Source organism: Variovorax sp. YR566 (assembly GCF_051992195.1).
In the GTDB taxonomy this organism is placed as follows: Bacteria; Pseudomonadota; Gammaproteobacteria; order Burkholderiales; family Burkholderiaceae_C; genus Variovorax.
This window is the reverse complement of the sequence record NZ_CP197092.1, coordinates 6,055,170-6,081,045: the sequence shown is the minus strand read 5'-3', so window position 1 is coordinate 6,081,045 and position 25,876 is coordinate 6,055,170. Positions and strand designations below refer to the sequence as shown.

Genomic DNA, 25,876 nt, shown 5'->3' with positions numbered 1-25,876 from the left:
GACGGCGGCAGGCCACCACCAGCCGGTGGTGCTGCACCCCGGAATTGAAGAGACAGTAGCCGCGCGCCTCAGTGCGCGCTGGCGACCTGCGACGGCAACCGCTGAGCTTCAAGTGCCAGCGGCACGCGAACCTGCGCAACAAGCCCGTGCGAGCCAGACCTCAGCACCACGTCACCGCCATGCGCGCGCGCGATGGAGCGGCATACCGCCAGACCAAGGCCGCTGCCCGCAGCACGCGAGGACCGCGCCTGCGCAGTGCGATAGAACGGCTTGAACACCTGCTCGATTTCGTTTGCGGGCAGCCCCGGCCCACGATCGCCTATCTCGACCACGGCGTCATGCCCATCGGCGAACAGCCGAACGCGGGCCAGGTGCCCGTACTTGACGGCGTTCTCGATCAGGTTGTCGAGCACGCGGCGCATGCCGATCGGGTCGACCTCCACCTGCGCGCTCTCGACGCGTCGCAGCTGCACGTTCTTGCCGACGAAGATGGCTTGCTCGACCACGTCCTCGACAAGGCTCGAGAGGTCCATGCGCTCTCGCGCGCTCACCACCGAGGCATCGCGGATGAAGCTGAGCACGGAGCCGATCATCAGCTCCATCTCCTGGACGTCTTCGAGCATGCCGGCGCGCACGTCGTCGGGCACGTCTTCGATGCGAAAGCGCAGCCGCGTGAGGGGCGTGCGCAGGTCGTGGCTGATGGCGCCGATCATCACCGTGCGGTCGTCGACGAAGCTGCGCAGCCGGGCCTGCATGCGGTTGAAGGCCTGCGCTGCGCGGCCGATCTCGGCGGGGCCCTCCAGTGCCAGCACCGGGGCTGCCGGGTCGCGGCCCAGCTGGTCGGCCGCGCGCGCGAAGCCGGCAATCGGCCGCACCAATCGGCGCGAGAACAGCCAGCCCGCAGGGGCGACGATTGCCGCGGCGATCAGGAACCACAACAGCACGCGGCGCTGCCACGCGTTCGGAAAAGACTCGGGCACCGGCTGCACGACCACCCAGCTGCCTTCGGGCGTGTAGACGGCGGCGATGAAGTCGCCTTCGACGAACGGCGCGGGAGCGAGCCCGAAGAGGCCGCGCGCGGCGGGGCGTTCGTTGTCGGTGGTTGCAATGGGCGTCGTGATCGTCGTGTCGGTGTCTCTGGACGCGCGGGGCGGTTCGGCGGGGGTGACGACGCGTGGCGGTGCAGCCGCAGTCGCCGGTGGCGTGCTGGCCGAAGACGGGCGCGTAGCGGGCTCGGCGCGCGGCGACTGCGCGATAGGGGGCGCAACTGGTGCTTCAGCCCTGGCAGGGGCTTCGCGGCGCGGGGGGCTTTCGATGACCGGCGGCAAGGCTCGCATGGAGGGGCCCGACTGAATGGAAGGGGCTCCGGGCTGGCCTTGGGCGGGGCCCGATGGCGGCGCCGTGGGCGAGAGGCCCGGTGGAGGGGCGGCACCGGGCGCGCCCGGCGCGGTCGTTGAGCCTGGTGCAGTCGCCGAGCCCGGCGTGGTCGCCGTGTTCGGTGCCGCCGACCCGGGCGATGGCGGTGTGCCGACGGGGCCTGCGCCGCTACCAGGGGGCGCCGCTACCGTGCTGCCTGGAGGGTTTCCGGCCGCGGGCGTGGGGGCGGATGTACCGACTGGTGCATCCGGGGCAGTGGCCGGCGCGTTGCCCGGCGCGGAATTCGTTGTCGTGCCGCCAGGCGGCGGCGGCGGAGTGCCTGTGGTGTTCCCTCTCGGGCCCCTGTCAGTGCCGAAGCCGCCGCCCGAGGGACCCATCCCACCCGGAAACGCCATGCCTCCAGGCCCACCGGGTCCTCCCGGTCCGCCACCGCCGCCCCCCGGCCCACCCCTCGCCTGGACCCGCAGAAAGCCGGCTCCGGCGAAGGTATCGGCGATGCGGCGCGGCACCGGCTGCGCTGCGTCATGCCCGTTCTCCGTCGCCGCGACAGGCCCTGTGGCGCCCGCGAACGGCAGCGGTGTGAAGAAGTACAGCCGCACCTCGGCTTCGTCGCGCGTCAGCAGCTGCGCGAGGTCGCGCCGCGAGCGTTCGGATGTCAGCCAGCCTTGTCCCTTGGGTTGGGGCGCGTTCGCCTGCAGCGTGCGCTGCAGCAGGTTCGCGTTGCGGCCTTCGGCGCTCCGGCCAGACAGCACGCGCGCGATGTCGCCCATCTCCCATTGGCGCTGTGGTTGAGGCGGGAGCAGCACGGTGAGCGCCAGTGTCACGACTTGCGCCACCACCAGCCCGCCCAGCAGCAGGCCCATGATTTGCCACGCGAGCGGCGGGCCCGACCAGCGGCGCGCGGTACCTTGGGAGTTCATGGGTTGATGCTGGCACGGACGGGAAGCGATGTCACGCCGGCATGGCTCGATCTTTGCGTTCCCATCTTTTTTCTCCCAGCTGTCAGCGCGCATGCGCGAGGCGGGGGGCATGCGCAAACGTTCGAGCGCACGAGTCTGTGAAGCGGATGTTGCAGCCGGATTTCAGCGCATTGCAAATTATTTCAAGGCTCGCGGGGCTTCGGGCGGAGGCCGCGCCCGGCCTATGATCCGCTACCCGATCCGCCGTAACGTGAACCTGTCTACCCGAATCCTCATCGTCGACGACGACGCCGGCATCCGCAGCCTGGTGGCGTCCTTCCTGGAGAAGCACGGCTTCCATGTCGATGCGGCCGGCCATCCCGCGGAGATGCGCGAGCGGCTCGCGCAGGCCGACTACGCGCTGATCGTGCTCGACGTGATGATGCCCGGCGAAGACGGCCTGAGCGCGCTGCGCGAGCTGCAGCGCATCGGCGGGCCGCCCGTCATCATGCTGTCGGCCGTGGGCACGGACATCGACCGCATCGTGGGCCTGGAGATCGGCGCAGAAGACTACCTGGCCAAGCCCTGCAATCCGCGCGAACTGCTGGCGCGCATCCGTACCGTGCTGCGCCGCACTGCGCATGCGGCCGCTGTCGGATTGCCGGCGCAACAATCCGTGCCGCCGCCTTCTGGCACGCCTGCGGCGCAAGAAGCGCAGCAGTCCGAGGTGCTGTACTTCGCAGGCTGGCGCATGGACCTCGAAACCCGGCTGCTGCATGACCCGCAAGACCGCCCGGTGGACCTCTCCGACGGCGAGTTCCGCCTGCTGCGCGCGCTGGTGCAGCACCCGCGGCGGGTGCTGACGCGCGACCAGCTGGTGCAGTACGCGCTCGGCGCCGAGAGCGATTCGTACGACCGCGCCATCGACGTGCAGATCAGCCGCCTGCGACGCAAGCTGGCCTCCGGCGAGACGCGCGCCGACCTGATCCGCACCGTGCGCAACGAGGGCTACATGTTCGTGCCCGCCGTAACGCGCACGCGCGAAGCCTGAACCGCGATCACCGTAACACGGTGAAATTCGCAGGCAATGCGAAGACCGCAATCTCGGGGCTTCGCATTCATCACCTCTACCGACTCATGACTTCGTTCGACTGGCTGTGGGACTGGCGCACCCTGATCGCGCTGGCCGTGTGCGACGTCGCGTTGCTGGCGATGTTCCTGGCCTGGGATGCCCGGCGGCTGGCGTTCCTCCTTGCCCGGCGTTGCATCGTCGAGCACGAGCTGCCGCGCGAGAGGAAGCGCCTTCGTGTCGGTGTCAGCCTGGAAGACCGGGGCGTGTTCCCTCGGGAATCGCCGGGGTCAGGGATCTGAGCTCGAGCTTGCGGAAGGCGCCGTCCGCGTGGAAGTCGCTGGTGCGGATTGGCTCCGCCAGCGTCTCGGCGAACATGGCCACCACGTGGCGCGCCACGCGCGGGTCCAGCACGGCGCCGCCGCTCGTCAGGGCGCGCAACGCGTAGGCGATCTCGGCGTCTTCCGCCTCGCTCAGCAGGTAGCCCGTCGCCCCGGAGGCGAATGCGGACAGGGCCAGATCCCGGTCGTCCGTGTCCGACAGGGCAATGATCCGGGCGCGTGGCTGTACTGCACGCACGTCGGCGATCAGCGATGCGCCGTCGCCGATCGGATAGAGCTGCATGTCGACGAACACCAGGTCGAAGGACAGCGTGTCCAGCATCGCATCGGCCTCTTCGCGCGTGGGCACAAGCACCACGCACCGTCCCGGCGCGAGGACCCCCAGGACGCTATTCAGGCGGCTCGCCACGGCGGGATCGCTTTCCACTACAAGCGCACTGAAGAAAGGCTGTGGCCGGAACACCCGCGAGGCGCCACCGGGCAGCTTGGTATCGAACACGGATGTGCTTTCTTCTGAAGTGGGCTGTCGCAAGTGGGCGTGTTAAAGCATCGTCTTCGGATGCTCTAGACGGCCGGGCTCCTGCTTGCGCTTGCAACTGCCGCCGGCCGATGTGATCGGTGCGAGCGTCGATTGGCTGTAGTTGCCCGAAGCGCCGGCTTCACGCGCTGCGCAGCCGGTGTCGCTCGCGGCCACGAGGACGCCGAACGCCAGCGCGCCGAAGGCCAGCAGGCCCGCGAGAAGCGGCAGCCAGAAGGACTTCTTCAGCCGCGGCGCAGCGGCGAGGGCGGGCTGTGTTCTGCTCCAGCGTGCTTGCATGGTGAATTCCGGGAAGTGGCGATCCGCATGCGCCAACGCCGGCAGGCCGGTGAAGCGCAGCGCGTGCGATGCGCCGTGCGGGTTGCGATGCGGGGTGGTGTTCATGACCCGTATCGTGAACTTCAAAGGGGGAGAAAAATTGGATGACGGCTCCCCCGACGGCCATCGGCCGCCGCAGAAATCCAAAAGCCGGCGCGCCGTCGAAGACGGCGGCCGGCCAAGGAAGCAGAGACTGCGAGAAGGCCTAGAAGTCGAGCTTGGCACTCAGGCTGAAGGTGCGCGGGTCGCCGGGCTTGATGTAGTTGTCGTACTGGTATTCCCAGTACTTCCGGTTCGCCACGTTGTTGATGGCCGCGCGGAAGGTCGTGTTGCGCCCGCCGATGCGCGTCGTGTAGCTCGCGCCGATGTTGGCGATGGTGTAGCCGGGCACGGTCAGCTGGTTCGCCGCGTTCAGCATGGTGTTGCCCGTGTACTTCATGTCGGCCGACAGCTTGAGGCCCGGCACCTGCGCCACCGTGTACGACACCTGCGCCGTTGCCACCAGCTTCGGCGCACCCGCCACGCGGTTACCGACGTAGCTGCTGCCGCGCTCGTAGGAGCTGTCGAGCAGCATCAGGTTGCCGCCGATCTGCCACTGCGAGCCCAGCCGCGTGGAAGCGCCGAGCTCCAGGCCCTGGTAGATCGACTGGCCGTCCTGCACCAGCACGTTGGAGCTGTTGGCGTATTCGGCGCCGCGCTCGATGCGGAACAGCGCGGCCGTGGCGCTCCAGCGTTCACGTTCGGTCTTCACGCCCAGTTCGTACTGGCGGCTCTTCAGCGGGTTGAGCAGCGCGCCGTCGTTGGCGTAGAGGTTGTTCACCGTGCTGCCGGGCTCCAGCGATTCGACATAGCTGGTGTACAGCGTGGTGTCGGGCGCGGGCTTGTACATCAGCGCCAGCGTGGGCGTGATCACGCCGCTCTTTCGGTAGGTGGAGTTCTGCAGGCCGGTGGTGTCGTAGCCGACCTGTTCGTAGGTGGTGCTGCGCAGGCCGGCCAGCACCGACCACTTCTCGGACAGCTTCATCGTGTCGCTCGCGAATATTGCGCGCTGCGTGATGTCGCTGTTGCGGTAGGGCGTGAGGTTCGTCACGCTGTTGTAGCTGTTGGTGTTCTGTCCGAAGATGCTGCCGGTGCCCACCAGCTGGTAGACGGCGTTGCTGCTGTAGTAGTTGACCTGCTTCTGCCACGACGCGCCCAGCGTCACCTGGTGCTCGAAGTCGCCGGTGCGCAGCTTGCCCGTGGCCATGGCCTGCCACTGGTTGAAGCGGTGGCCTTCTTCGCTGTCGGAGCGGTAGTCGTCGTAGCTGCCGCTGGCGTCCTGCAGGTAGGAGATGCCTTCGTTGCGGCTTCGCGTGGCGCTGCTGTGGCTGTAGCTGGTGCTGAGCGTCCAGTCGGGCGACAGCTGGTATTGCAGACCGGTCGAATAGAGCCTGAAGTCGGTGGCCAGGTGCTGGCCAGGGCCCACCAGGCTTGCGTTGTTGGCGCTGATCGTGGACGGCAGGCTCGTGCCCGTGTAGCTGCCCAGGTAGATCGATGGCGTCTGGCCGGTGGAGGTGCGCTTCTGGTAGAGCGAGTCGAAGGTCCAGGTGAGCTTGTCGGTGAGCTTCGCGTCGAGCCCGAGCGACACCGAGTCGCGGCGGATGTTGCCGTCGTTGTAGGTCTTGCCTTCCTCGTGCGTGGCGTTGAGCCGGTAGCCGAAACGGTCGTCGGTGCCAAAGCGCCCGCCCAGGTCGACGTGCTCGCTCCAGATGCCGGCGGTCTTGTAGCCGACCTCGATGCTGCGCACCGGCGTGTCGGTCGGCTTCTTCGTCACGTAGTTGACGATGCCGCCCGGCGAGCCGAAGCCGTACATGAAGCCCGACGAACCCTTGAGCAGCTCGATCTGCTCGAAGTGCTCGTAGGGCATGGTGATGGCGTAGCTCAGGAAGGGCTGGCCGTTGATGCGGTAGGCGTTCTGCCAGTCCAGCGGCAGGCCGCGCACCGTGATGTAGCTGGCCCAGCTGCTGTAGGCGCCGCTGTTGTCGGACACCGACGCGTCGAGTGCGAACACGTCGCCCAGCTTCGACACCTGGCGCTCGGCCATGTCCTCGCTGGTCACGACGGTGGTGGAGAAGGGCGTTTCAAGCTGCGAGCGCGCACCGAGCGCGCCGCTGCTCACCTTGGCGCCGAGGTGCTGCTGCGAGTCGTCCTGCGATTCGGCTGTGACTGTGACGGTCGGCAGCGAAGAGGTTTCTTTGTTTTGCACCTCCTGTGCATGCGCGCGGCCGATCTGGGCGGCCGCCCACAGCACCAGCAGCGTGGCGCGCGCGGGCGGGCCGAATGCGCTGCGGCTGAATGAGGTGGGGGAGGGGACCGTGACGGTGCCGGCGGTGTTCTGGCGTCCAGGATTCAACGTTGACTCACTTCGCAAATAAGAATGCTTCTCATTTTAAAGTTGAATCTCGGAGAAATCTTGGAGGCTACCCGCCGCCGGGTGCTGCTTGCCCTCGTCAGTGCCCGTTGCCAGGCGCCGGCGCCAGCCCGCGCTGCTTCAGGAAGTCATAGAGGCTGACCGCGAGCACCTGTGCAATGGGTATCGGCAGCGTCACGCGCAGCACGGCGGCCCGATGGACCGGGCACCGGTCGGAGCTGTGGTCGACGCGGCTGGCATCGAAGGTGATGTGCACGCAGCCCGCGTTGACCCAGTATCCCGAGACTTCGTCCGCGAACACCTGCGGGGCGTGCAGGTCGTCGATGTAGGTGGCTTGCGGAGGCTGGGACATGGTGGCTCTGGAGATGCAGGAGCCCCGATGATCGGCACCAATCTGGTAGGAAAAATGGTGCGACGGCCTCCGCGCCCTCAGACGATCCGCACCGACAGCTCCGGCAGCCGGTCGATGTGGATTTCGATAAGGTCGCCGCGCACCACGGGCCCGACGTTCTCCGGCGTGCCCGAGTAGATGATGTCGCCCGGCTTCAGCTCGAAGGCCTGCGACAGCCGGCTGATCTGCTCGGCCACCGACCAGATCATGTGCTTGAGCGTGGCGCTCTGCTTCGTTTGCCCGTTCACCTTGAGCCAGATCGCACCGTCGGTGAAGTGCCCGACCTTCGCCACTGGGTAGATCGGTCCGATGGGCGCCGAATGGTCGAAGCTCTTGCCGATTTCCCATGGCTTCTTCTGGTCGCCCATCTCGCGCTGCAGGTCGCGGCGCGTCATGTCGAGACCGAGCGAATAGCCGTACACGTAGTCGAGCGCCGAGCTCGCCGGGATGTTGCGCCCGCCCTTGGCCAGCGCCACCACGAGCTCCACTTCGTAGTGGTAGTTCTTCGTGAGCGTGGGATAGGGGTGGTCGGCCACCACGCCGGGTGTCACGACCTGGATCGCGTCGGCCGGCTTCTGGAAGAAGAAGGGCGGCTCGCGGCTCGGGTCCGAGCCCATCTCGCGCGCATGGGCCTCGTAGTTGCGGCCGATGCAGTAGATGCGGCGCACCGGATAGACCTGCTCGCTGCCCACGATCGGGATGGTCGATGCGGCGACATCGAAAGGCGTTGCCTGCGTGCGGCTTGCGCCTGCGGGCAATGCACAGCCGGCAATGGCGCCCGTGGCCATGGCGGCGGAACCGGCCAGCAGGCCGCGACGGGAAGTGATCATGAGGGTCTCCTTGTTCTATGAAGAAATGCGCGTGCCGTACCCCGCACGGCCGGTTCATTCTGGGACGGCGAACTGCTGCCCAACCGTACGCATCTACGCAAAAACAGGACAGAACCCACCTGGCGCCCGCCAGGCCTCGTGCGCGAGGCGGAAGAGAAGAAAACTTCAGCCGAGCGCGCGCTCCACCAGCCGTGCAATGGCCAGCAGGTGGTCGTCGTCGTACCAGCGGCCCGCCAGCTGCAGCCCGATGGGCAGGCCGATCGCGCTCTTGCCGCAGGGCATCGAGAGCGCGGGATGGCCCGTCAGGTTCATCGGGTAGGTGTACGGATACCAGGCGCCGCGGATGGTGCCGGCGGGCCGGCCGCCGATCTCCACTTCGCCGCTCACGTCCATGTCGATGGGCAACGGCGGCGCCGAGACGGTGGGCGACACCAGCACGTCGAAGCGTTTGAAGAGCGTCTGCAATTCAGTGAAACAGCGGGTCTTGGCGAAGGTGGCGTCGTGCAGGTCCACAGCGCTGTGGCGGCGGCCCTTTTGCACGGCGTCGATCAGCGTGGCGTCCAGCCGGTCGCCGAAGCGCTCGAGGTTGGCGCCCACGCGTGCGGCCAGCATCGACTGCAGCACCACGAGGAAGTGGCGTTCGAGCGCCACGAAGTTCAGCTGCACGGTTTCGACGATGGCACCTTCGCGTTCCATCGCCTGCACGGCGGCCGTCGTCACGGCCTCGACTTCGGGGTCGATCGGGTTGCCCGCCGTGGGCAACCACGCCACGCGCAGGCCGCGCAGCGACATGGGCATCGCACGCTGCGGCACCGGCCCGCCCAACCCATAGGGATCGCGCGCGTCGAAGCCCTTGATGACATCGAACAGCAACTGCGTGTCGGCCACGTCGCGTGCCATCGGACCGGTGAAGGAATTGGCCGAGAACAGGTCGGGCGCCTGCAGGTTCGGCACCACGCCCAGCGTGGCCTTGAGCCCGACGATGCCGCAGCACGAAGCCGGAATGCGGATGGAACCACCGCCGTCGGTGCCGAGCGCGAGCGAGCCGAGGCCAGCCGCTATCGCCACCGCCGCTCCGCTGCTCGACGCACCGGGCGTGTAGCGCGCATCGATCGGGTTCAGCGTGCGGCCGAAGATCGGTGCGGTCGCCACCTGCTTGTGGCCGAACTCGGGCGTGGTCGTCTTGCCGATGAGGATGGCGCCAGCGGCCTTGGCGCGCGCCACGGCCACGGCGTCTTCCTTCGGCACGAAGTCTTCGTAGATTGCCGAGCCCATGGTGGTGCGCACGCCGGCCGTCAGCGTCAGGTCTTTCACCGAATACGGAACGCCGTGCAACGGACCGAGCGTCTCGCCGGCCATCACGGCGGCTTCGGCGCGGCGCGCGGCTTCGAGCGCCTGCTCGCCCGTCACGGTGATGAAGGCATTGAGCTCGCGGCGCGCCTCGATGCGCGAGAGCGCGTCGCGCACCGCCTCCACGGGCGAGGCTTCCTTGGTGCGGATCAGTGCGGCGAGCTCGCGTGCACTGTGGTCCATCAGGTCCATGGTCGTGTCCTTGAAAAGCGGTCAGAGCATCCAGCGGCCGCCGTCGATCAGCAGCGTCTGGCCGGTGATGAAGCGCGCTTCGTCGCTCGCGAGGAAACGCACCGTGGCGGCCACGTCCTCGGGCGAGCCGACGAAGCCGGCGGGCGTGTCGGCCACGATCTTCGCGAGCACCTCGGGGCGCAGCCTGTCGTGCGCGCGCGTGCGAATGGCGCCGGGGCACACCGCATTCACGGTCACGCCGTGCGGCGCGAGTTCGCGCGCCAGCGAGCGCGTGAAGCCCACCACGCCCATCTTGGCGGCGGCGTAATCGGCCAGGCCCACGTCGCCGGCAAAGGCTGCGTCGGTGCTCATGTTGACGATGCGCCCGAAGCCGCGCGCCTTCATGCCGGGCGCGATGCGGCGCGCGGCGCGCATGGTCGTGAGCAGCGACACCTCGATGACGAAGCGCCACACGGCCTCGTCCGATTCGGTGAACAGGCCACCGCGTTCGCGCGCGCTCTGGCCCACGTTGTTGAACAGGATGTCGACCGGGCCAAGTTCCTTTTCAACCCGGTCGAAGAAGGCCGCGACGACGGCGGCATCGGTGCAGTCACCCGTCACGCAAAGGCAGCGCGCGGCGACTTTGGGCCTGGTCGCGAGTTGCTGCGCGAGTGGATTGCAGTCGAGATCCAGCACGGCGACGCGCGCGCCCTGGTCCAGAAAGTCGAGCACCGTGGCGGCACCGATGCCCTGGCCGCCTCCGGTGACGACTGCGATGCGATGGTCGAAGCTCATGGCATCTGATCTTTCAGTGGAAGGTGCGCCCGCCGTCGACGGCCAGCGCGGTGCCCGTGATGTAGCTGGCACCCGCGCCGCTCAGGTAGAGCACGGCCTCGGCCACTTCCTCGGGCGCGGCGACACGGCCCAGTGCATAGCGCTGGCGGATCTCGTCGAGCGTGCGTGCCGGGTCGTCGCTGTGCTCGTAGCTGGTGCGAAACAGAGGCGTGTCGATGGCGCCGGGGCACACAGCGTTGACGCGGATGCCGTCCGCCGCCGCTTCAATGGACAGTGCCTTGCCGAACATGATGACGGCCGCCTTGGTGGCGCAGTAGGCGGTGCGGTTCGGCAGCGGCCGCAGGCCTGCGCCCGACGCGATGTTGACGATGCTGCCGCCGCCCGCCGCGCGCAGGTGCGGCATGGCGGCGCGGCACATCAGCATCGGCCCCGTGAGGTTGACGGCCAGCGTGCGGGCCCACTCGGCGTCGTCGGTCTGCTCCAGCGGTTTCAGCGAATCGACACCGGCCGAGTTGACCAGCGCGTCGATACCGCCGAGCCACTGGGCGGCATGGTTTACCGCGGCCTTCACGGCCGGTGCGTCGGTCACGTCGCACACCAGCGGCAGCGCTGCGTCGCCCAATGCCGCGACACATGCCTGCAGCCGTGGCGCATCAAGGTCGAGCAGTACGACGCGCGCGCCACGTTCCACCGCGAGCCGTGCCACCGCGAAGCCGATACCGCTCGCGCCGCCGCTCACCACGAAACGCAAGGCGGTGGTCATGCCTTGACCGCCGCCTTCAAGCGCGGGCGCATGTCGTCGGAGATGCGGTCGCAGCGGTCGATCCACACACCCGAGTGCGCCAGCGCATGCTCGATGAGCCCTTCGAGCACCTTGAGCCGCGATGGCTGGCCGATGATCTGCGGGTGCATGCCGACCATCATCATCCGGTCTTCGGCGTAGAGCACGTCGAACTCGCTCGTCCACGCCTCGAGCACGGCAGAGGGCGCCTGCAGCGTGCGGCCCGGCAGGGTGATCGAGTACTGGAAGAAGGGCGCGTCGTCGAGCACCCAGCGAAAGGGCAGCTCCACGATGTCGGTGCGCTGCCCGCCGATTTCCAGCAGGTAGGGTGAATCGTCATCGAAGAAGTTCGACGAGTAGTCGAAGCCGTACTCCTTGAGCAGGTCGAGCGTGATGCTGCTGAACTCCGCCGCCGGCGAACGCCAGCCGCGTGGGCGGGTACCGGCCAGGCGGGTGAGCGTCTCCATGCCGCGCTCCATCTCCTCGCGCTCCTCGGCGGGGCTGAGGTTGACGATCCAGCGGTGGCTGTAGCTGTGGTGCGCCACCTCGTGGCCCTTGTCGACCACCTCGCGAACCAGGTCCGGGTGCTTGTCGGCCACTTCGCCGGGAATGAAGAAGGTGGCGCTGATGTCGTAGCGCGACAGCAGCGCGAGGATGCGCGGCATGCCGACCTTCCAGCCGTAGGCGCCCTGCGACATGAGGATGGGGCGCTGCGCGTTGGCGGGGTCGCGGCCGGTCCACATGGTCTCCGCGTCGAGGTCGAAGGTCAGCATGAGCGGGAAGCCTTTGCTCGTGGTCGGCATCAAGAAACTCCTTGGCGAATGAGGTGGAAAGCGGGGTGCTCAGACGTGCTTGTGGAAGCCCGTCCATCGCTCGGCCAGCAGCAGCACGACGCCGGTGGTTACGATCAGAAGGGTGGAGACGGCGGCCACGCTCGGGTCCACGCCCTGCTCGACCGAGGTGAAGATCTTCACGGGCAGCGTCGTTTGGCTCGCGGAGAGCAGGAACACCGACACCGGCACGTTGTCGAGCGAGGTGATGAAGGCGAAGAGGCCGCCAGCGACGAGGCCGGGCTTCACCAGCGGCAACGTGACCAGGCGAAAGCTCGTGAAGCCGTCGGCTCCCAGCACGCGCGCCGCGTCCTCGAGCGACTCGTCGACCGCCGACAGGCTGCCCAGGCTCGCGCGCACCACGTAGGGCACGGTAATGACCACGTGTGCGAGCCACAGGCCTAGCGAGTTGCCGCGCAGGCCGGTCATCGTGTAGTACTGCAGCAGCGCCACGCCGAGCACCACCGAAGGCAGGATCAGCGGCGCCATGAAGAGCGAGGTGAGCGCACCCGCGCCGGGCACCATGCGGCGGTGAATGGCGTAGGCGGCAATGAGGCCCAGCACCAGCGCGGCGGCGGTCGATGCGGCGGCGAGCCACAGGCTGGTCCAGGCGGCGCTGAGGTACTCGGGGTCGCGCAGCACCACCTCGAACCAATGGAAGGTCAGGCCCTTGGGCGGGATCGTGAGGTAGGCCGTCTTGCTGAAGGCCGCGAGCATTACCACCAGCACGGGAATCTGCAGGAACACGACCACCGCGATGGCCGTGGCCGCGAGGAACGGCGCCTTCTTGCCTTCGATGCTCATGCGTTGCCTCCCCAGCGCCTGAGCACGCGGCTCGACAGGCCGATGACCACCAGCGTGAGCGCGGTGAGCGCGAAGGACATCGCGGCGCCTGCGGGCCAGTCGAGCGTCTGCAGGAAGTCGTCGTAGATCAGCGTGGCCATCACCTTGTAGGTGGGCCCGCCCAGCATGCGTGGCGTGACCAGTGCGCTGATGGTCAGCACGAACACCAGGATCGACCCCGACAGGATGCCCGGCGCGCTCATCGGCAGCGTGATCGACCAGAACACGCGCAGCCGGCTTGCGGCCAGCGTGTACGCGGCCGCCTGCACGTCCTTGGAGATTGCCTGGATCGCCGGCACCAGCATAAGCACCATGAACGGCAGGAAGATGTGCGACATGCCGACCAGCAGGCCGAACAGGTTGAACATCATCTTGATCGGCCGCTCGATCAGGCCGATGTCGATGAGCAGGTTGTTCACCAGCCCGCGGTTGGCGAGCAACGCGATCCAGCCGAAGGAGCGCACCACCAGGTTCAGCAGCATCGGGAAGATGACGAGCATGGTGAGCGTGAGGCGCATCTTCGGGCCCGCATTCGCGATGTAGTAGGCCAGTGGGTAGCCCAGCAGCAGGCAGATGGCGGTGACGCCGAAGCCCAGTACCAGCGTGCGCACCACCACCTCGCGGTAGTACTCGTCGGTGAGGATGCTGGTGTAGTTCTCGAGCGTCCAGCCGGCGGCGATGCCGGTGCCGGGCACGTAGGGGTGCAGGCTCAGCGGCACCATCAGGAGCACTGGCGCGACGAATGCCAGCAGCAGGAGCAGCAGCAGCGGCGACGCCAGCAGAGTGCCGGTGATCTTGCGCGGCGTCATGCGGTGGCCTGGCTTGCCGTGGGTGTCACGTACACGTGCTGCGGCTCGACGCTCACCCGCACCGGCGCGTCGACCGCCAGGCCGGCGTGCGGGCCATTGGTGAGCGCCTCGGCGATGAGCTCGGTGCTGCCGAAGGCCAGCAGATATTGCACGCGCGAGCCGACGAAGGAACGCATGGCCACGCGGCCCGAGAGCGTCGGGCCGTTCGACGCCGCCGCGTCGGCGAAGCGGATGTCCTCCTGGCGTACCACCACGTCGACCGCCGTGCCCTGTGCCATGCCATCGGCAGCCGTGGCCGCAAGCACCGGGCCATCGTTCAACTGCACTGCAGCCGCGCCTTCGGGCGAGCGCACCACGCGGCCCGCGAGACGGTTGGGGCGGCCGATGAAGCTCGCGACGAAACCGGTGGCGGGGCGGTGGTAGATGGCCTCGGGCGTGTCGAACTGCTGCACTAGGCCGTGCGCGAGCACGCACACGCGGTCGGACATTGACATCGCCTCGCCCTGGTCGTGCGTGACGAACAGCGTGGTGATGCCCACTTCGCGCTGCAGGCGCTTGAGCTCGATCTGCATCTCGTCGCGCAGCGAGGCATCGAGGTTCGACAGCGGTTCGTCGAAAAGAAGGATGCTGGGGCGCGGCGCGATCGAACGTGCCACGGCCACGCGCTGCTGCTGGCCGCCGGAGAGCTGGCGCGGCAGTCGGTCGCCGAGCGCGGAAAGCCGCACGCTGGCCAGCGCCTGGTCGACGCGCTGCTTCAATTCGCTGCCCTGCAGGCCTTGGCGGCGCAGGCCGAACGCGACGTTCTCGAACACGCTCATGTGCGGGAAAAGTGCGTACGACTGGAAGACCAGGCCGATGTTGCGCTTGTTGGTGGGCAGCGCCGTGACGTCGCGGCCGTCGACGAGGATGCGCCCGCCCGTCGGCTCGATCAGGCCGGCCACCATGCGCAGCACGGTGGTCTTGCCACAGCCCGAAGGGCCGAGCAGTGAGATGAACTCGCCGTCGTGCACTGACAGCGACACGGACTGTGCGGCAATGTGGCCCGGGTAGCGTTTCTCGAGGCGGTCGAGCGTGAGTGCCGGCATGTCGTTCGGTCCTGGAGGTTGCGGCGGCTCAGCGAGCCACTTCGCGCTGCCAGCGCTTGGTCCATTCCGGCAGCGATTTCGCCACGGCCTCGGGGTCGGGCAACCAGAGGTTGTCGAAAGTCTCCTTGTAGGGAACGATCTTCGCGGCCTTGTCGCTGAGCTTGACCTGCGTGTTGACCGGGCCCGCGTACTTGCGTTCTGCGAAGCAGGTCTGGCCTTCCTTGGACAGCACCTCGTCGATGTACTTGAGCGCGAGCGCAGGCGACTTCGCGCCCTTCGGGATCACCAGCGCAGGCAGGATGCCCACCGCGCCTTCCTTCGGATAGACGATGGCCAGCGGCAGGCCCTTGTCGATGGCCGAACCGGCGCGGTCGGGGTACCACACGGCGGCGGCGATCTCCTGGCGTTCGAAGAGCGACACGATCTGGTCGGCCTGCGTGTAGAGCGTGACCGACGATTTCGCGATCGGCTTGATGGCCGTGAACCCCGCGTCCATGTTCGCGAGCGTGCCGCCCTTCATGCGGTTGAGCGCCATCAGGAACTGCGAGCCCGAGGTGCCGCTGATGTCGCCGATGGCGAGCTTGCCGTCGTACTCGGGCTTTGCAAGGTCGGACCAGGAGGTGGGCGGTGTCTTGATCTGCTTGGTGTCGTAGACGATGACGGTCGCACCGGTCATGAACACGACGTACTGGCCGTCCTTGTCGAGTGCGCGCGGCGACACTTCGGCGGCGTTCGTGAGCTTGCTCTTGTCGATGGTCTCGAGCAGCTTCTCGTTCTTGAGCTGCGCGGCGAGCGAGTTGTCGATGTAGACCACGTCGAAGTCCGACTTGCCGCCGGTCGCGCGGATCGCGGCCGCGAACTGCGAGGAGCTGCCCAGCTTGAGCGCGACCTTGGCTCCGGTCTTCTTCTCGAACGACGCAATGTGGCAGGTCTTGGAGTCGTCGGCGAAGGAGCCGCCGAAGATGCCGACCACCAGCTCCTCGGCCTGTGCAGCGCCTGCGAAAAGAGCGGCCACCAAGCCGGAAACGAGACAGCGCGAGAACATGGTTTTCATGAAGAGCTCCTGTGGGGAAAACCCGGAACGAAGGGCCGGATGGCTGCATTGGAATTCACTTTATCTTTCATAAAAGATAAATGCAAGGCATTTAAGATAGGGACCAACCCGCGCCATCGCGCCGCACCACAATGGCAGCGCATGGGCATCAACCTGGATGGAAAGCACGTCATGCCGCAAAAAAAAGAAGCGTCGAATCGACGTCCGCCCCAAGGCGATGCAAGGCATCGCGACGATGCCGCTGAGGCCGCTGAGGCCGCCAAGCCCGTTGCACCGGCCGATGAAGCGCCGATGGAAGGCGGCGCCGACCTGGTCGAGCGCGGCATCCAGCAATGGAGGCGCGAGCGGCCTGACATCGACAGCAGCGGCAAGTCCGTGGTCGGCCGGCTGCTGAGGCTCGAAGAGGTGGTACTGCGCACGCTGAACCAGGTGCTGGAGCCCTTCGGCATGAAGTACCAGGAGTACGCGGTGCTCGCTACCTTGCGCGTGGCGGGCGCGCCCTACAGGCTGTCGCCGTCGCGCCTGCAGAGCACGCTGCTCTTCACTTCGGGTGGCTTGTCGAACCTGCTGAAGCGGCTTGAGAAGGAGGGCTGGATCAAGCGCTCGATCGATCCGAACGATGGCCGCGGCGTGCTGGTCAAGCTAACCGCCAAGGGCATTCGCCTGGCCGATGAAGCGATGCCGCGCCACGCGGCAGCCGAATTGCATTTGCTGCGCATGTTCGATGCGCCGCAGCGCGACGTGCTCTCGAGCCTGCTGAGCCAGATGATGACGGGCAATGCGCCCGAGACTGGCCCCGAGCCCGGCCAGGCGTTGCGCACGAAGAGCGACTGACCGAGAGCTATGTCGCGGCCTGAACGCCGAGCGCAATCAGCGGCACGCCCGCATAGGCCAGGCTGAACATACGCAGAATCAGCGCCGCGTAAAGGCCCGTCAGGAGCCAGACTGCCGCACGGCCCCATGGCATGAGCGACACGCTGATGAGTGCGCCCGCCAGCGGCAGCAGCTGCTGTGCGTGCACGCCGAGGAAGTGCGGCACGCGCAGATCGCCGCCGGTGGCTGACCAGCCGAACAGGGGGAGCATTGTGCCGCCTGCGATGGCGCCGATGGTCGATCCGCCGTGCTGGCTGATCGCGATGCCTGCGCCCGCTCCGGCGACGAAGGTCAGGACCAGCCCCAGCACCACGGCCAGCCGGTAAGGAGCCGCCAGCGCGTCGCCGTGGCGCGCGAATAGCCACGCGAGCGGCAATGCCGTGGCGTTGAGCGACAGCGCACCCACACCCATCAGGCTGTACATGACGATGTGGAAGGTCGAGTCTTCATTGAAATGCGAGGCCTGCCCGAGGGCACCTTGCAGCGTGATGTAGCCGACCTCGAAGACGCCCGTGGCGATCACCACAGCGACAACCGCGCGTTCGATGCGGCCCCCGCGCCGCTCGCGCGGCAGGTCGCCGAGCAGCCATGCAGTGGTCAATGCATACAGGCTGACCGAAGCCATGAACTTCAACGGCTTGACCCATACGCCTACGCCGTTCAGCGTGCGCGGATCGAGCCAAGCAGCCACGAGGGCAGGCACCATCACTGCGAGCAGCAGGCCGCCGAACCAGGCCAGCTGAGGTTGCCGCCGATGCACTTCGCGCGCCAGCGCCATGCATGCGGGCGCGACCCGCAGCGCCAGGAAGGCCAATAGGCCGACTGGCCCGAACAGGAAGGTGAGAGCGAAGCAAGGAATGAGCAGCACCGGCGCGATGCCCGCGCGCTCTCCCTCGCGTGCGATCCACGTGCCTACGAACAGGTCGAAGGCGAGGTAATGGAACCATCCGGCGGTGAGCAGGCCCGGATGCTGGAACAGCGCATGCACCGCCGACAGCGAGCTGTAGCCGCCACCGGCCGCGGACCAGTACGTCGCCATCAGCCACCAGTACGCCAGCCCGAGGCCGACGGGAATGACGATGCCCGTCGTTGCCCATATCACCGGCTTGGCACGCCCGAGCCACGGGGCTGCGCCGAGCGCGGCCCAGGCAGGAAGGGCGACGGTGCTGCCTGCGCTGAAAAGTGAGTCGAACATGCACGGCCTCCAGCAAGAAATGTGGCTCGCCAGGATTGGCATGGCGCAATCTTGACAGTGTTTAGATAAAAACGCCAGCAGATTCTTTAGAAGGTAGAGTTCCCTCCTTTGAAGACCGAAAGCAGCAACCAGCCATGGCGGCAAAGAAAACAGAGGAAGCCCCCGCGCCCTATCACCACGGCGATCTGCACGCGGCGTTGATCGGGGCGACCGAAGTCCTGCTCGCCGAGCGCGGCATCGAGGGCTTCACCCTGCGCGAAGCGGCGCGGCGCGCCGGCGTGTCGGCGGCCGCGCCCATGCATCATTTCGGCAGCGCAGCCGGGTTGTTGACCGAGGTGGCGATCCTGGGCTTCGAGGAACTTACACGCTGCCTGCGTGCTGGCACGGAAGCGGGTGGCACCGACCCCGCGCGTCGCTTGCGTGGGCAGGGCATGGGTTATGTGCGATTCGCGCTGGCCTACCCGGCGCGCTTTCAGCTCATGTTCCGCAAGGACCGGTTGACGCAAGACCTGCGGCTGCAGGCGGCCGGCGATGCGGCATTCGCCGAACTGGAGCAGGCAGTGCGCGACTACAACGGCTGGAGCAGCAAGAAGCCGCCGAACCGCGCGATGCAGGCCGCCGCGCTGGGCGCCTGGTCCGTCGTGCACGGCTTTGCGCATCTTGCGCTGGACGAGAAGTTCGGCGAGCAGGCCGGCAGCGCGTGCACGAACGATTTTGTCGAGAGCATGCTGCCGGAAATACTGAAGCAGTTCTGGCCCTGACCTTCACTCAGCCGGAAAGGGCGGCAGCCGCCTGCGGATCGTCTGCGCCTTCACGATGGAGGTGTTGGTCTCGGCCTTGCTCGCGATGCGGTCGAGAATGCCGTCGAGCTGTTCGAGCGATTGCAGGAACAGCCGCGCGACGAAGCAGTCTTCGCCTGTGACCTTGTCGCACTCGCAGAACTCGGGCGTGGCCTCGATCAGCTTCTGCACTGCCTGCAGTTGCCCCGGCAATGGGCGGATGCGCACGATGGCCTGGAACTGGTAGCCCAGCGCCTTCGGGTTCACGTCCAGCGTGTAGCCGCGGATCACGTCGCGCTCTTCAAGTCGTCGCAGCCGCTCCGACACGCTGGGCGACGACAGCCCCACGTTGTGGGCCAGCTCTTTCAGGGACATCCGCGCGTTGCCGGCCAATGCCTGCACGATGGTTTCGTCGATTGCGTCGAGCATGTTGCCGATCTCCGGTGAATGGGCCGCGATGGCTTGTTTTGAAAGGTCATCAGCGGTGATTGCCTTATTCAAAGCATATCCAATCCGCGCCGGACGTGGCACGCTTGCTCCTTCCTTTCTGCCATTCGAGACAGACATGCAGACACAGCTTCGCGGTGCGCTGGAAATGAGCGCGGCCATGGTGATTTCCGGAACCATCGGATGGTTCGTCGTGCGATCCGGACAGCCGCTGCCCGACCTGCTGTTCTGGCGCTGCGTGTTCGGCGCGGCCACGCTGCTCATCGTGTGCCTCGCTCTGGGCCTGCTGCGGCGTGGCCTGACGCTGCGCAGCTTTGCGTTGGCCGCGTTGGGCGGCGTGGCGCTGGTCGTCAACTGGGTGCTGATCTTCGCTTCCTTCTCGCGCGCGTCGATCTCGATTGCCACGGCGGTCTACAACACGCAGCCCTTCATGCTGGTCGCGCTCGGCGCGCTGCTGCTGTCGGAGCGGCTGACCGCGATGAAGGCCGTGTGGCTGTGCATCGCGTTCGCTGGCGTGGTGCTGGTGGCGCAGGCCAAGCCGGGCGGCGGGGCCGACGGTTCGGCCTATTTCGTCGGCGTGCTGATGGCATTGGGCGCGGCCTTCTGCTACGCGGTGGCCGCGATCATTGCGAAGAAGCTCGACGGCATCGCCCCGCATCTCATCGCGCTGATCCAGGTCTGCGTGGGCATCGTGATGCTCGCGCCGTTCGCGCATCTGAAGACGCTGCCCAGCGATGCGGCCACGTGGAGCGTGCACCTGGCCATGGGCGTGGTCTACACGGGGCTGGTGTTCGTGCTGTTGTACGGGGCACTGCAGAAGCTGTCGACGCCCGTGGCCGGCGCGCTGTCGTTCATCTATCCGCTGGTGGCCATCGGCGTCGACTACGTCGCCTTCGGCCAGCGGCTGGGCGCATTGCAGGTGGTGGGCGCCGCGGCCATCCTGATAGCCGCGGCGGGCATGACGTTCGGATGGACCCTGCCCGGCGTGCTGAGGCGCTCGCCCGCCACCGAAGAGCGCTGAGTCAGGACGTCGTCGCGTGCGGCCGCGCCGGGCGACCGCATGGTCCGTGATGGCGTTGACCGGCTGAGGCTAGCTGGCGCTCTGCTGACGCCGTCCCAGTGCGAACACCGAGTTGGGCGCGTCGACCACAAAAGGCTTGCGCGTGGCCGGCTGACCGGTCGGCGTGCGCCGGGTTTCGGTCCGTACTGCGGCTTGCACGCCCTTGGCCTTTTGTTCGTCGACCAGGCTTTGCAGCGAGATCGACTTGAGGAACTCGACCGCCCGCAGGTTCACGGTGGCCCAGAGCTCGTCGATTTCGCAGCGGCCGGTCTCGCCCGGGGCGTCGGCGTCGCGCCGGCGGGTGGATTCGGCATCGTGTTCCTCGATCGAGAGAACGATGTCGGCCACCGAAATCTCCGCCGCCTTGCGGCTGAGCGAATAGCCGCCGCCGGGGCCGCGGGTCGATTCGACCAGGCTGGCGCGCCGCAGCTTGCCGAAGAGCAGCTCCAGGTACGACAGCGACACGCGCTGACGCAGGCTGATCGAGGCCAGCGTGACGGGGCCCGACCGGCCGTGCAGGGCGATGTCGATCATCGCGGTGACCGCGAAGCGGCCCTTGGTGGTGAGACGCATGGGATGTTCCTTTCCTTCCTTCGTGGGGAATTACTCGTCCCGGCCGCCCGCGATGCCCAGCAGGGCCAGCAGCGACTGGAAGACGTTGTAGATGCTGAGATACACACCCAGCGTGGCGGAGATGTAGTTGGTCTCCAGGCCGTCCTTCACGCGCTTGAGGTCGTGCAGGATGAAGGCCGAGAAGATGCCGATGGCCGCGACCGACAGCGTCATCATCAGCGCGCTCGACTGGATGAAGAAGTTGGCGATGCCAGCCACCAGCAGCAGGATGGCGCCGATGAAGAGCCACTTGCCCATGGCCGACAGGTCGCGCTTGATGACCGACGACAGCGTGGCCATGCCGAAGAAGATCGCGCCGGTGCCGGCGAACGCCGTCATCACCAGGCTGGCTCCGTTGGCCAGGCCGAGCACGGAGCCCACCAGGCGCGAGAGCATCAGGCCCATGAAGAAGGTGAAGGCCAGCAGCACCGGCACGCCGGCGGCCGATTCCTTGGTTTTCTCGATGGCGTACATGAAGCCGAAGGCGCCGCCGAGGAACACCATCAGGCCGATGCCCGGCGACATGGCGCGCGAGAAGCCGGTGGAAACGCCGATCCAGGCCCCCAGAACGGTGGGCACCATCGACAGCGCGAGCAGCCAGTATGTGTTGCGCAGCACGCGGTTGCGTTCCTGCGGCGAGGCGAGCGGGAGGTCGAAGCCGTCGTGATAGGTGGAGGGACTGTTGTTCATTGTGTTGATTCCTTGAAACTGGACCAGTGCCGGCTGCACGCAATGGCGCGCAAGGGGCACAGGGCCGGAAATGAGAGATGTCGTTGCTGCGATGCGGGTGCCGCCGGATGGCGGGGGCCCGGATCGAAAGGGCGGGAGCCATGGCGGCTCCCGGTCGCGCAAGGCCTTGAGGGGCCTAGGCGACGAAGGACGCGGCGCGGGGTGGCCGCTTGGGTCGCGCTAGGAACGGCGCGACTGAGGTGGTCAGGCCGAGCTTCGGCGGCTGTTCCGTAAAGCGCAGCAGCGCGGGGGCGCCGTTGCGTGCGTCGACCAGTTCGGCGTGCTCGGAGCCGGCTTCGTCGACGGAAAGGGAATCGTCCGATGTCTTGTCGGCATCGCTTGCCGGCGTTGCTGCATCGGAGAAGTCAGCACTGACAACCAGCGCGGACTCCTGTTGTTCGCCGTGCGAATGGCCGCCACCGATCACGCTGTGGGCAAGCACGGCAAAGCCGTAGCAGGACAGCATGATGGACAGGACAGTGGCGACAAACCAGCGGGACATGTAGGGGTAATCTTACCTGCCGCGCTACGAGGTGTTCACGGCGGGTGCTTTCAACCGACCGGATCGCATGGATGTTCGCTCAGGCTGGCGCGGTCGTGGTTTCGCTGCCTTCGGACTGCAGCCATTCGCGTGCATGGGTGCGCAACGCGTCTATCTGCAGCCAGATCAGACCGAGTTCGGTATGAAAAGTTCGCGCCTGCGGGTCGCCGCCGTCCCCGTTCTCGCCGCTGGCGGCAACGGCCTGCGCCAGTGCGGCGCGCGCGGTTGATTCCGCAACTGCATCGCCCGGCGTCTCGATCACGCCCTTTTCCAGCCCGGCCGCCAGCCCTTCCAGCGCCGCGATCGCACCTTCGGCCGCCGTGCGCAGCACCGCCATCTGCGCCGAGTCCGGCAGCGCCGCGCGGTGGGCGCCCAGGGCCGATAGGTAACTCAGCAGCGTGTGCGACCGGATCAGGAAGCGCAGCGCCACCCCCGCGCGCGGCCGCACGTAGCCCGGCTCGCGGAACATGTCCGACACGGCCGTGGACAGCGCCGCATCCGCGTTGTGGTCGTTGCGCCGCGCCAGCCGGTAGTCGAGGTGGTCGCGCGCGCCGGTGCGGTACTGCCCGACGATCTGCCGCAGGTAGCCGGCATGGCCGCGCATGGCGGCCGCCGCCAGCTCGTTGATGCGCCGCGCCTGCCAATGCGGCAGCACCAGCAGCACGGCCAGCCCGGCGATCGCGCTGCCGATGGCGGTGTCGACCAGCCGCGGCACCAGCAGCACGCCGCTGTCGCCGACCTGGTTGAAGCACATCAGCACCAGCAGCGTCATCGAGGCTGTGGCCAGCAGGTAGCGCGTGGTGCGGGTCGCGAAGAACAGCACGCCCGCCATCACCGCGATCACCGACTGCACCAGCGGCTGCGGAAACAGCTGCAGCAGCGCCCAACCGGCCACCACGCCGAGCGCGGTGCCGGCAATGCGCTGCCCCATGCGCGAAATGGTGTCGCCATAAGTCTGCTGGCAGACGAACAGCGTGGTCAGCAAGATCCAGTAGCCCTGCGCCGGGTGAATGGCGCGCATCACGCCGTAGCCCGCCACCAGCGCCACCGACAGGCGCAGCGCATGGCGAAACAGCGGCGAGCGCGTGGTGAGCTGCCGCCGCACGCGCTCGACCGCATCGCGCCATGAGCGCGGCGAGCGGTCGAACAGGCCCATCTCCGTGCGGCCCGCGCGCGCCGACGGCTGGCTGGCCCCGGCGAGCTGCCCGTCGAGCAGCGCGAGGTTGCGCGCCAGCGCCTCGACGGACGCAAGCAGCGCCAGCCGCCCGGGCGTATCGGCCCGCGCGCGCTCATGCTCGATGGCGCTGCGCAGGTCGGCCAGCGCCTGCACCGTCTCCGTGCCCACCTCGAAAGGCTCGCGCCGAGCGATCGAATCGGCCAGCCGCTGGCAGGCCAGGCCCTGCAGGCCCAGCAGGCGCTGGCAGCGGTAGAGCAGGTCGCTGTGGAAGAAGGCGTCGGCCAGCGCGTTGTAGTCGTCGTGCGAGGAGCTGGCGCGCTCGTGTACGTCCTGCGCGATCAGGTAGAGCCCGCGGTAGCGCGAGAGGCGCCCGGTCGGCGCGCGCGCGCCGATGCGCAGGAAGATGCTTTCCTTCGCCGCGTTGAGCTCCGCGACCACTTCGGCATTGAGCTGCGCCAGTGCGAGCCGCTTGCGCTCGATGTCGATGCCGCGCAGCGGCTCGAACAGCGATGCCTTGAAGCGCACGAAATTGCCCAGCACCGCGAACAGCGTCACGAGCCGCGCCTGCACAGGCTGCGCCGGAAAGGCCGCGCACCACAGCACCGAGAACACGCCGTACCACGCAGCGCCCGCCAGCAGCAGCAGCGGTTCGCGCCCGCGATGAGCCACACCGTGCGCGCCCATGTTCTCGATGCCGAGCGTGGCGTACATCGCGAGGATCAGCGTCGCATACGCAATCGCCTTGTAGCGCGCCCCCACCGCCCCGAGCATCGTGAGGCAGAAGGCCGCGAGCGCAAGCCCGGTGATGAACAGCAGCGGCAGGCCGAACGCCGCCTCCACCGCGAATGCGATGGCTGCGAAGCAGCCCAGCGTGACCACCTGCGCGCGCAGCCGGCCGCGCCAGCTGTCGTCGGTCTCGGCGAGCGCGCTGGCGATGGCGCCGAGGAACAGGGGAATCACCGCATCAGGATGGCCGGTCCAGGCGCAGGCCGCCATGAGGCTGCCGAGGGTGAGAAGAATGCGAACGGGTTGCGCGCGGGAAGCGAAAGACCGCAGCCGCTGGCGCAGCGCGTCGGGAGACAGGGGAAGCATGGGCTGATCTTGCACGATGCATGCCACGGCCGTGTGGCGCCTTGTGGCTAGGGCGCAGGCCGGCTGCGCAGGAAGCCGTGGCGCGGGGCTATCCACCGGGCTTGGGCGTCGTCGGCTGCGGGGGCAACCCCTGCGAGCAGCATCTCGTCTTCGACTTGCAGGAACTGACGGGATTGCGCCCCGTCCGTACCCGACAGCACGCGCAGCGTGGCGCCGCCCAGGTCGATCCGTTCGCCCGGCGTGGGCGACACAGCGGAGGCATCGGGCCAGATATCGCGCAGGCCGTCGAAGGCGCTCATGGCTTCTTCCGACCACGCCTGCGTCGACAGGATCCATCGCACGCGCCCGGGTGCCGCTGCAACGAGGGCCGCGATGTGCCCGGGGCTAGCGGGCAACGCATCGATCAACGCGCAATCGCCGCCCTCAGCTCCCACGAAGTAGCTGTGCGCCAGTTCGCCCGATGCTTCGCCCGTAACCCGCAGAACCCGCGCCGACAGCCGCGTCACCAGTCCGGCCTCGTGCGCATAGCGGCCACCGCCCTTGCCGTCCGGGTCGAGATGCGCGACTTCTTCGTATGCCGGCTCATCCATGTTCACCGGCCGTCGTCCCGCGGGCCCGTCCGCCAGCCGGGGCATGACGCGCGGAATGTGCTGCAGGCCGCGCGCATGGTCCATGAGCTCGGCCGTGCTTGCGAACTGCGCGAGCTGCTCGAGGATGCGGCGCGTCACGTTCATCAGCTTGAGCCCGCGCGCCGGGTCCACGGCCTCGGCGGGGCGCAGCCACATGTGCTCGACCGTCTCGCGGCCATCGGGCTGCACGCGCTGCGCCTCGGGCATCGGCGCGATGAAGAAGCGCGTGTCGAAGCGGCGCGGCATGCCTGGCGGCGTGAGCCAGTAAGCGAAATAAGCGAGCCGGTCGGCCGCGAGCCGCCAGCCGTGCCGCTCGCACAGCGAGAGCAGCGCATCGGTGCCTTGCTCCGCCGCATGGCGCATGGCGGCGAGCTGGTCGGGCGGCAGGCTGTCCAGCGACACCAGCCGTTCGGTGCCGCCGTCGGTCGCAAACAGCACGCCGGCTTCCTCGAAGCATTCGCGGATCGCGGCGGCGTAGTAGTCGAGCCCGCCATCAGGCACCGCGAGGCGTTCGCTCGCGGCCCTGTCGTCCATGCCGTCGCAGTGCACGTGCAGGCCGCGGTCGTGCGCATCGATCACGCCGCCCGGAAACACGCTGGCGCCGCTGTTCTGGTCGTTGGCCTTCTCGGCCCGCCGCAGCATCAGCACTTCGAGGCCGTGGCTTGCGTCGCGCAGAACGATGAGGGTGGCCGCCGAGCGCACGGGGCGCGGCGGCGAAGCGGGTTGTGGCGTGGCATCCGGAGTGCTGGCTGTCATGCACGCATTGTCGCGCCGGTGGCTGCTGCGAAGGCGACAGCAGGGGCCTCCGGCTGTCGCGCGGAAGACCGTCCGGAATGCGGTGCGCGACGTAC

The 25,876-nt window shown here is 67.8% G+C and carries 26 protein-coding genes; 5 read left to right on the top strand and 21 right to left on the bottom strand.

Annotated elements, in window-relative coordinates; genetic code table 11:
• Positions 1-68: 68 nt before the first annotated feature.
• Positions 69-2,297, bottom strand: coding sequence for an ATP-binding protein (locus tag ACTG4X_RS28390; protein WP_440532497.1), 2,229 nt, complete (start codon positions 2,295-2,297; stop codon positions 69-71).
• 223 nt (positions 2,298-2,520) lie between these two features.
• Between ACTG4X_RS28390 and ACTG4X_RS28385 the strand changes: the two genes are divergently transcribed.
• Positions 2,521-3,327, top strand: coding sequence for a response regulator (locus tag ACTG4X_RS28385; protein WP_097198156.1), 807 nt, complete (start codon positions 2,521-2,523; stop codon positions 3,325-3,327).
• A 20-nt stretch (positions 3,328-3,347) separates the two neighbouring features.
• Positions 3,348-3,647, top strand: a complete 300-nt coding sequence (locus ACTG4X_RS28380) for a hypothetical protein (RefSeq protein WP_143696749.1) — start codon at positions 3,348-3,350, stop codon at positions 3,645-3,647.
• Here the strand turns inward: ACTG4X_RS28380 and ACTG4X_RS28375 are convergent.
• From ACTG4X_RS28375 to ACTG4X_RS28315, 13 genes are all read right to left on the bottom strand, one after another.
• On the bottom strand, positions 3,592-4,185 hold the full coding sequence (locus ACTG4X_RS28375) for a response regulator (RefSeq protein ID WP_440532496.1): 594 nt from the start codon (positions 4,183-4,185) through the stop codon (positions 3,592-3,594). The genes ACTG4X_RS28380 and ACTG4X_RS28375 overlap by 56 nt on opposite strands.
• A gap of 42 nt (positions 4,186-4,227) precedes the next feature.
• Positions 4,228-4,608 carry a hypothetical protein gene (locus ACTG4X_RS28370; RefSeq protein ID WP_440532495.1) on the bottom strand — a complete coding sequence of 127 codons (381 nt, stop codon included), beginning with the start codon at positions 4,606-4,608 and terminating at the stop codon, positions 4,228-4,230.
• Between the two features lie 139 nt (positions 4,609-4,747).
• Positions 4,748-6,838: a TonB-dependent siderophore receptor gene (locus ACTG4X_RS28365; protein WP_440534434.1), complete on the bottom strand. Its 2,091-nt coding sequence runs from the start codon at positions 6,836-6,838 to the stop codon at positions 4,748-4,750.
• 193 nt (positions 6,839-7,031) lie between these two features.
• Positions 7,032-7,304 carry a hypothetical protein gene (locus ACTG4X_RS28360; RefSeq protein ID WP_093057387.1) on the bottom strand — a complete coding sequence of 91 codons (273 nt, stop codon included), beginning with the start codon at positions 7,302-7,304 and terminating at the stop codon, positions 7,032-7,034.
• Between the two features lie 77 nt (positions 7,305-7,381).
• Positions 7,382-8,173 carry a fumarylacetoacetate hydrolase family protein gene (locus ACTG4X_RS28355; protein ID WP_440532494.1) on the bottom strand — a complete coding sequence of 264 codons (792 nt, stop codon included), beginning with the start codon at positions 8,171-8,173 and terminating at the stop codon, positions 7,382-7,384.
• Positions 8,174-8,338: 165 nt separating this feature from the next.
• Complete coding sequence (locus ACTG4X_RS28350; RefSeq protein WP_440532493.1) at positions 8,339-9,715, bottom strand: amidase; 1,377 nt, start codon at positions 9,713-9,715, stop codon at positions 8,339-8,341.
• A 21-nt stretch (positions 9,716-9,736) separates the two neighbouring features.
• Complete coding sequence (locus ACTG4X_RS28345; RefSeq protein ID WP_440532492.1) at positions 9,737-10,489, bottom strand: SDR family NAD(P)-dependent oxidoreductase; 753 nt, start codon at positions 10,487-10,489, stop codon at positions 9,737-9,739.
• Positions 10,490-10,502: 13 nt separating this feature from the next.
• Positions 10,503-11,252 carry an SDR family NAD(P)-dependent oxidoreductase gene (locus tag ACTG4X_RS28340; RefSeq protein WP_426390157.1) on the bottom strand — a complete coding sequence of 250 codons (750 nt, stop codon included), beginning with the start codon at positions 11,250-11,252 and terminating at the stop codon, positions 10,503-10,505.
• Positions 11,249-12,073, bottom strand: coding sequence for a polysaccharide deacetylase family protein (locus ACTG4X_RS28335; protein ID WP_440532491.1), 825 nt, complete (start codon positions 12,071-12,073; stop codon positions 11,249-11,251). Before ACTG4X_RS28335 ends, ACTG4X_RS28340 begins: the two co-directional genes overlap by 4 nt.
• Before the next feature lie 39 nt (positions 12,074-12,112).
• Positions 12,113-12,904 carry an ABC transporter permease gene (locus tag ACTG4X_RS28330; RefSeq protein ID WP_093057393.1) on the bottom strand — a complete coding sequence of 264 codons (792 nt, stop codon included), beginning with the start codon at positions 12,902-12,904 and terminating at the stop codon, positions 12,113-12,115.
• On the bottom strand, positions 12,901-13,752 hold the full coding sequence (locus ACTG4X_RS28325) for an ABC transporter permease (protein ID WP_093057394.1): 852 nt from the start codon (positions 13,750-13,752) through the stop codon (positions 12,901-12,903). Before ACTG4X_RS28325 ends, ACTG4X_RS28330 begins: the two co-directional genes overlap by 4 nt.
• On the bottom strand, positions 13,749-14,837 hold the full coding sequence (locus tag ACTG4X_RS28320) for an ABC transporter ATP-binding protein (protein ID WP_097198165.1): 1,089 nt from the start codon (positions 14,835-14,837) through the stop codon (positions 13,749-13,751). The genes ACTG4X_RS28325 and ACTG4X_RS28320 overlap by 4 nt, the downstream gene beginning before the upstream one ends.
• A 28-nt stretch (positions 14,838-14,865) precedes the next feature.
• Positions 14,866-15,891 carry an ABC transporter substrate-binding protein gene (locus tag ACTG4X_RS28315; RefSeq protein WP_093179234.1) on the bottom strand — a complete coding sequence of 342 codons (1,026 nt, stop codon included), beginning with the start codon at positions 15,889-15,891 and terminating at the stop codon, positions 14,866-14,868.
• A 171-nt stretch (positions 15,892-16,062) separates the two neighbouring features.
• On the opposite strand from ACTG4X_RS28315, the gene ACTG4X_RS28310 reads away from it, so the two are divergent.
• Positions 16,063-16,725 carry a MarR family winged helix-turn-helix transcriptional regulator gene (locus ACTG4X_RS28310; protein ID WP_440532490.1) on the top strand — a complete coding sequence of 221 codons (663 nt, stop codon included), beginning with the start codon at positions 16,063-16,065 and terminating at the stop codon, positions 16,723-16,725.
• A gap of 7 nt (positions 16,726-16,732) precedes the next feature.
• Here ACTG4X_RS28310 and ACTG4X_RS28305 read toward each other — a convergent pair whose 3' ends face one another.
• Positions 16,733-17,959: an ABA4-like family protein gene (locus ACTG4X_RS28305; protein WP_440532489.1), complete on the bottom strand. Its 1,227-nt coding sequence runs from the start codon at positions 17,957-17,959 to the stop codon at positions 16,733-16,735.
• Positions 17,960-18,093: 134 nt separating this feature from the next.
• Here ACTG4X_RS28305 and ACTG4X_RS28300 point away from each other — a divergent pair, with 134 nt between their 5' ends.
• Positions 18,094-18,720, top strand: a complete 627-nt coding sequence (locus ACTG4X_RS28300; RefSeq protein ID WP_440532488.1) for a TetR/AcrR family transcriptional regulator — start codon at positions 18,094-18,096, stop codon at positions 18,718-18,720.
• Between the two features lie 3 nt (positions 18,721-18,723).
• Here ACTG4X_RS28300 and ACTG4X_RS28295 read toward each other — a convergent pair whose 3' ends face one another.
• Positions 18,724-19,167, bottom strand: coding sequence for an Lrp/AsnC family transcriptional regulator (locus ACTG4X_RS28295; RefSeq protein ID WP_440532487.1), 444 nt, complete (start codon positions 19,165-19,167; stop codon positions 18,724-18,726).
• Positions 19,168-19,303: 136 nt separating this feature from the next.
• On the opposite strand from ACTG4X_RS28295, the gene ACTG4X_RS28290 reads away from it, so the two are divergent.
• Positions 19,304-20,206: a DMT family transporter gene (locus ACTG4X_RS28290; RefSeq protein ID WP_440532486.1), complete on the top strand. Its 903-nt coding sequence runs from the start codon at positions 19,304-19,306 to the stop codon at positions 20,204-20,206.
• Positions 20,207-20,275: 69 nt separating this feature from the next.
• Here ACTG4X_RS28290 and ACTG4X_RS28285 read toward each other — a convergent pair whose 3' ends face one another.
• The 5 genes from ACTG4X_RS28285 to ACTG4X_RS28265 form a co-directional block, all read right to left on the bottom strand.
• Positions 20,276-20,818, bottom strand: a complete 543-nt coding sequence (locus ACTG4X_RS28285; protein ID WP_093057401.1) for an Rrf2 family transcriptional regulator — start codon at positions 20,816-20,818, stop codon at positions 20,276-20,278.
• A gap of 30 nt (positions 20,819-20,848) precedes the next feature.
• Positions 20,849-21,547: a Bax inhibitor-1/YccA family protein gene (locus ACTG4X_RS28280; protein WP_093057402.1), complete on the bottom strand. Its 699-nt coding sequence runs from the start codon at positions 21,545-21,547 to the stop codon at positions 20,849-20,851.
• A 175-nt stretch (positions 21,548-21,722) separates the two neighbouring features.
• The gene (locus ACTG4X_RS28275) at positions 21,723-22,088 is read right to left on the bottom strand and encodes a hypothetical protein (RefSeq protein ID WP_257014574.1); all 366 of its coding nucleotides are present in this window, start codon (positions 22,086-22,088) and stop codon (positions 21,723-21,725) included.
• Positions 22,089-22,167: 79 nt separating this feature from the next.
• Positions 22,168-24,396: a YccS family putative transporter gene (yccS, locus tag ACTG4X_RS28270; RefSeq protein ID WP_440532485.1), complete on the bottom strand. Its 2,229-nt coding sequence runs from the start codon at positions 24,394-24,396 to the stop codon at positions 22,168-22,170.
• A gap of 47 nt (positions 24,397-24,443) precedes the next feature.
• Positions 24,444-25,781, bottom strand: a complete 1,338-nt coding sequence (locus ACTG4X_RS28265) for an NUDIX domain-containing protein (RefSeq protein WP_440532484.1) — start codon at positions 25,779-25,781, stop codon at positions 24,444-24,446.
• Positions 25,782-25,876: the final 95 nt, after the last annotated feature.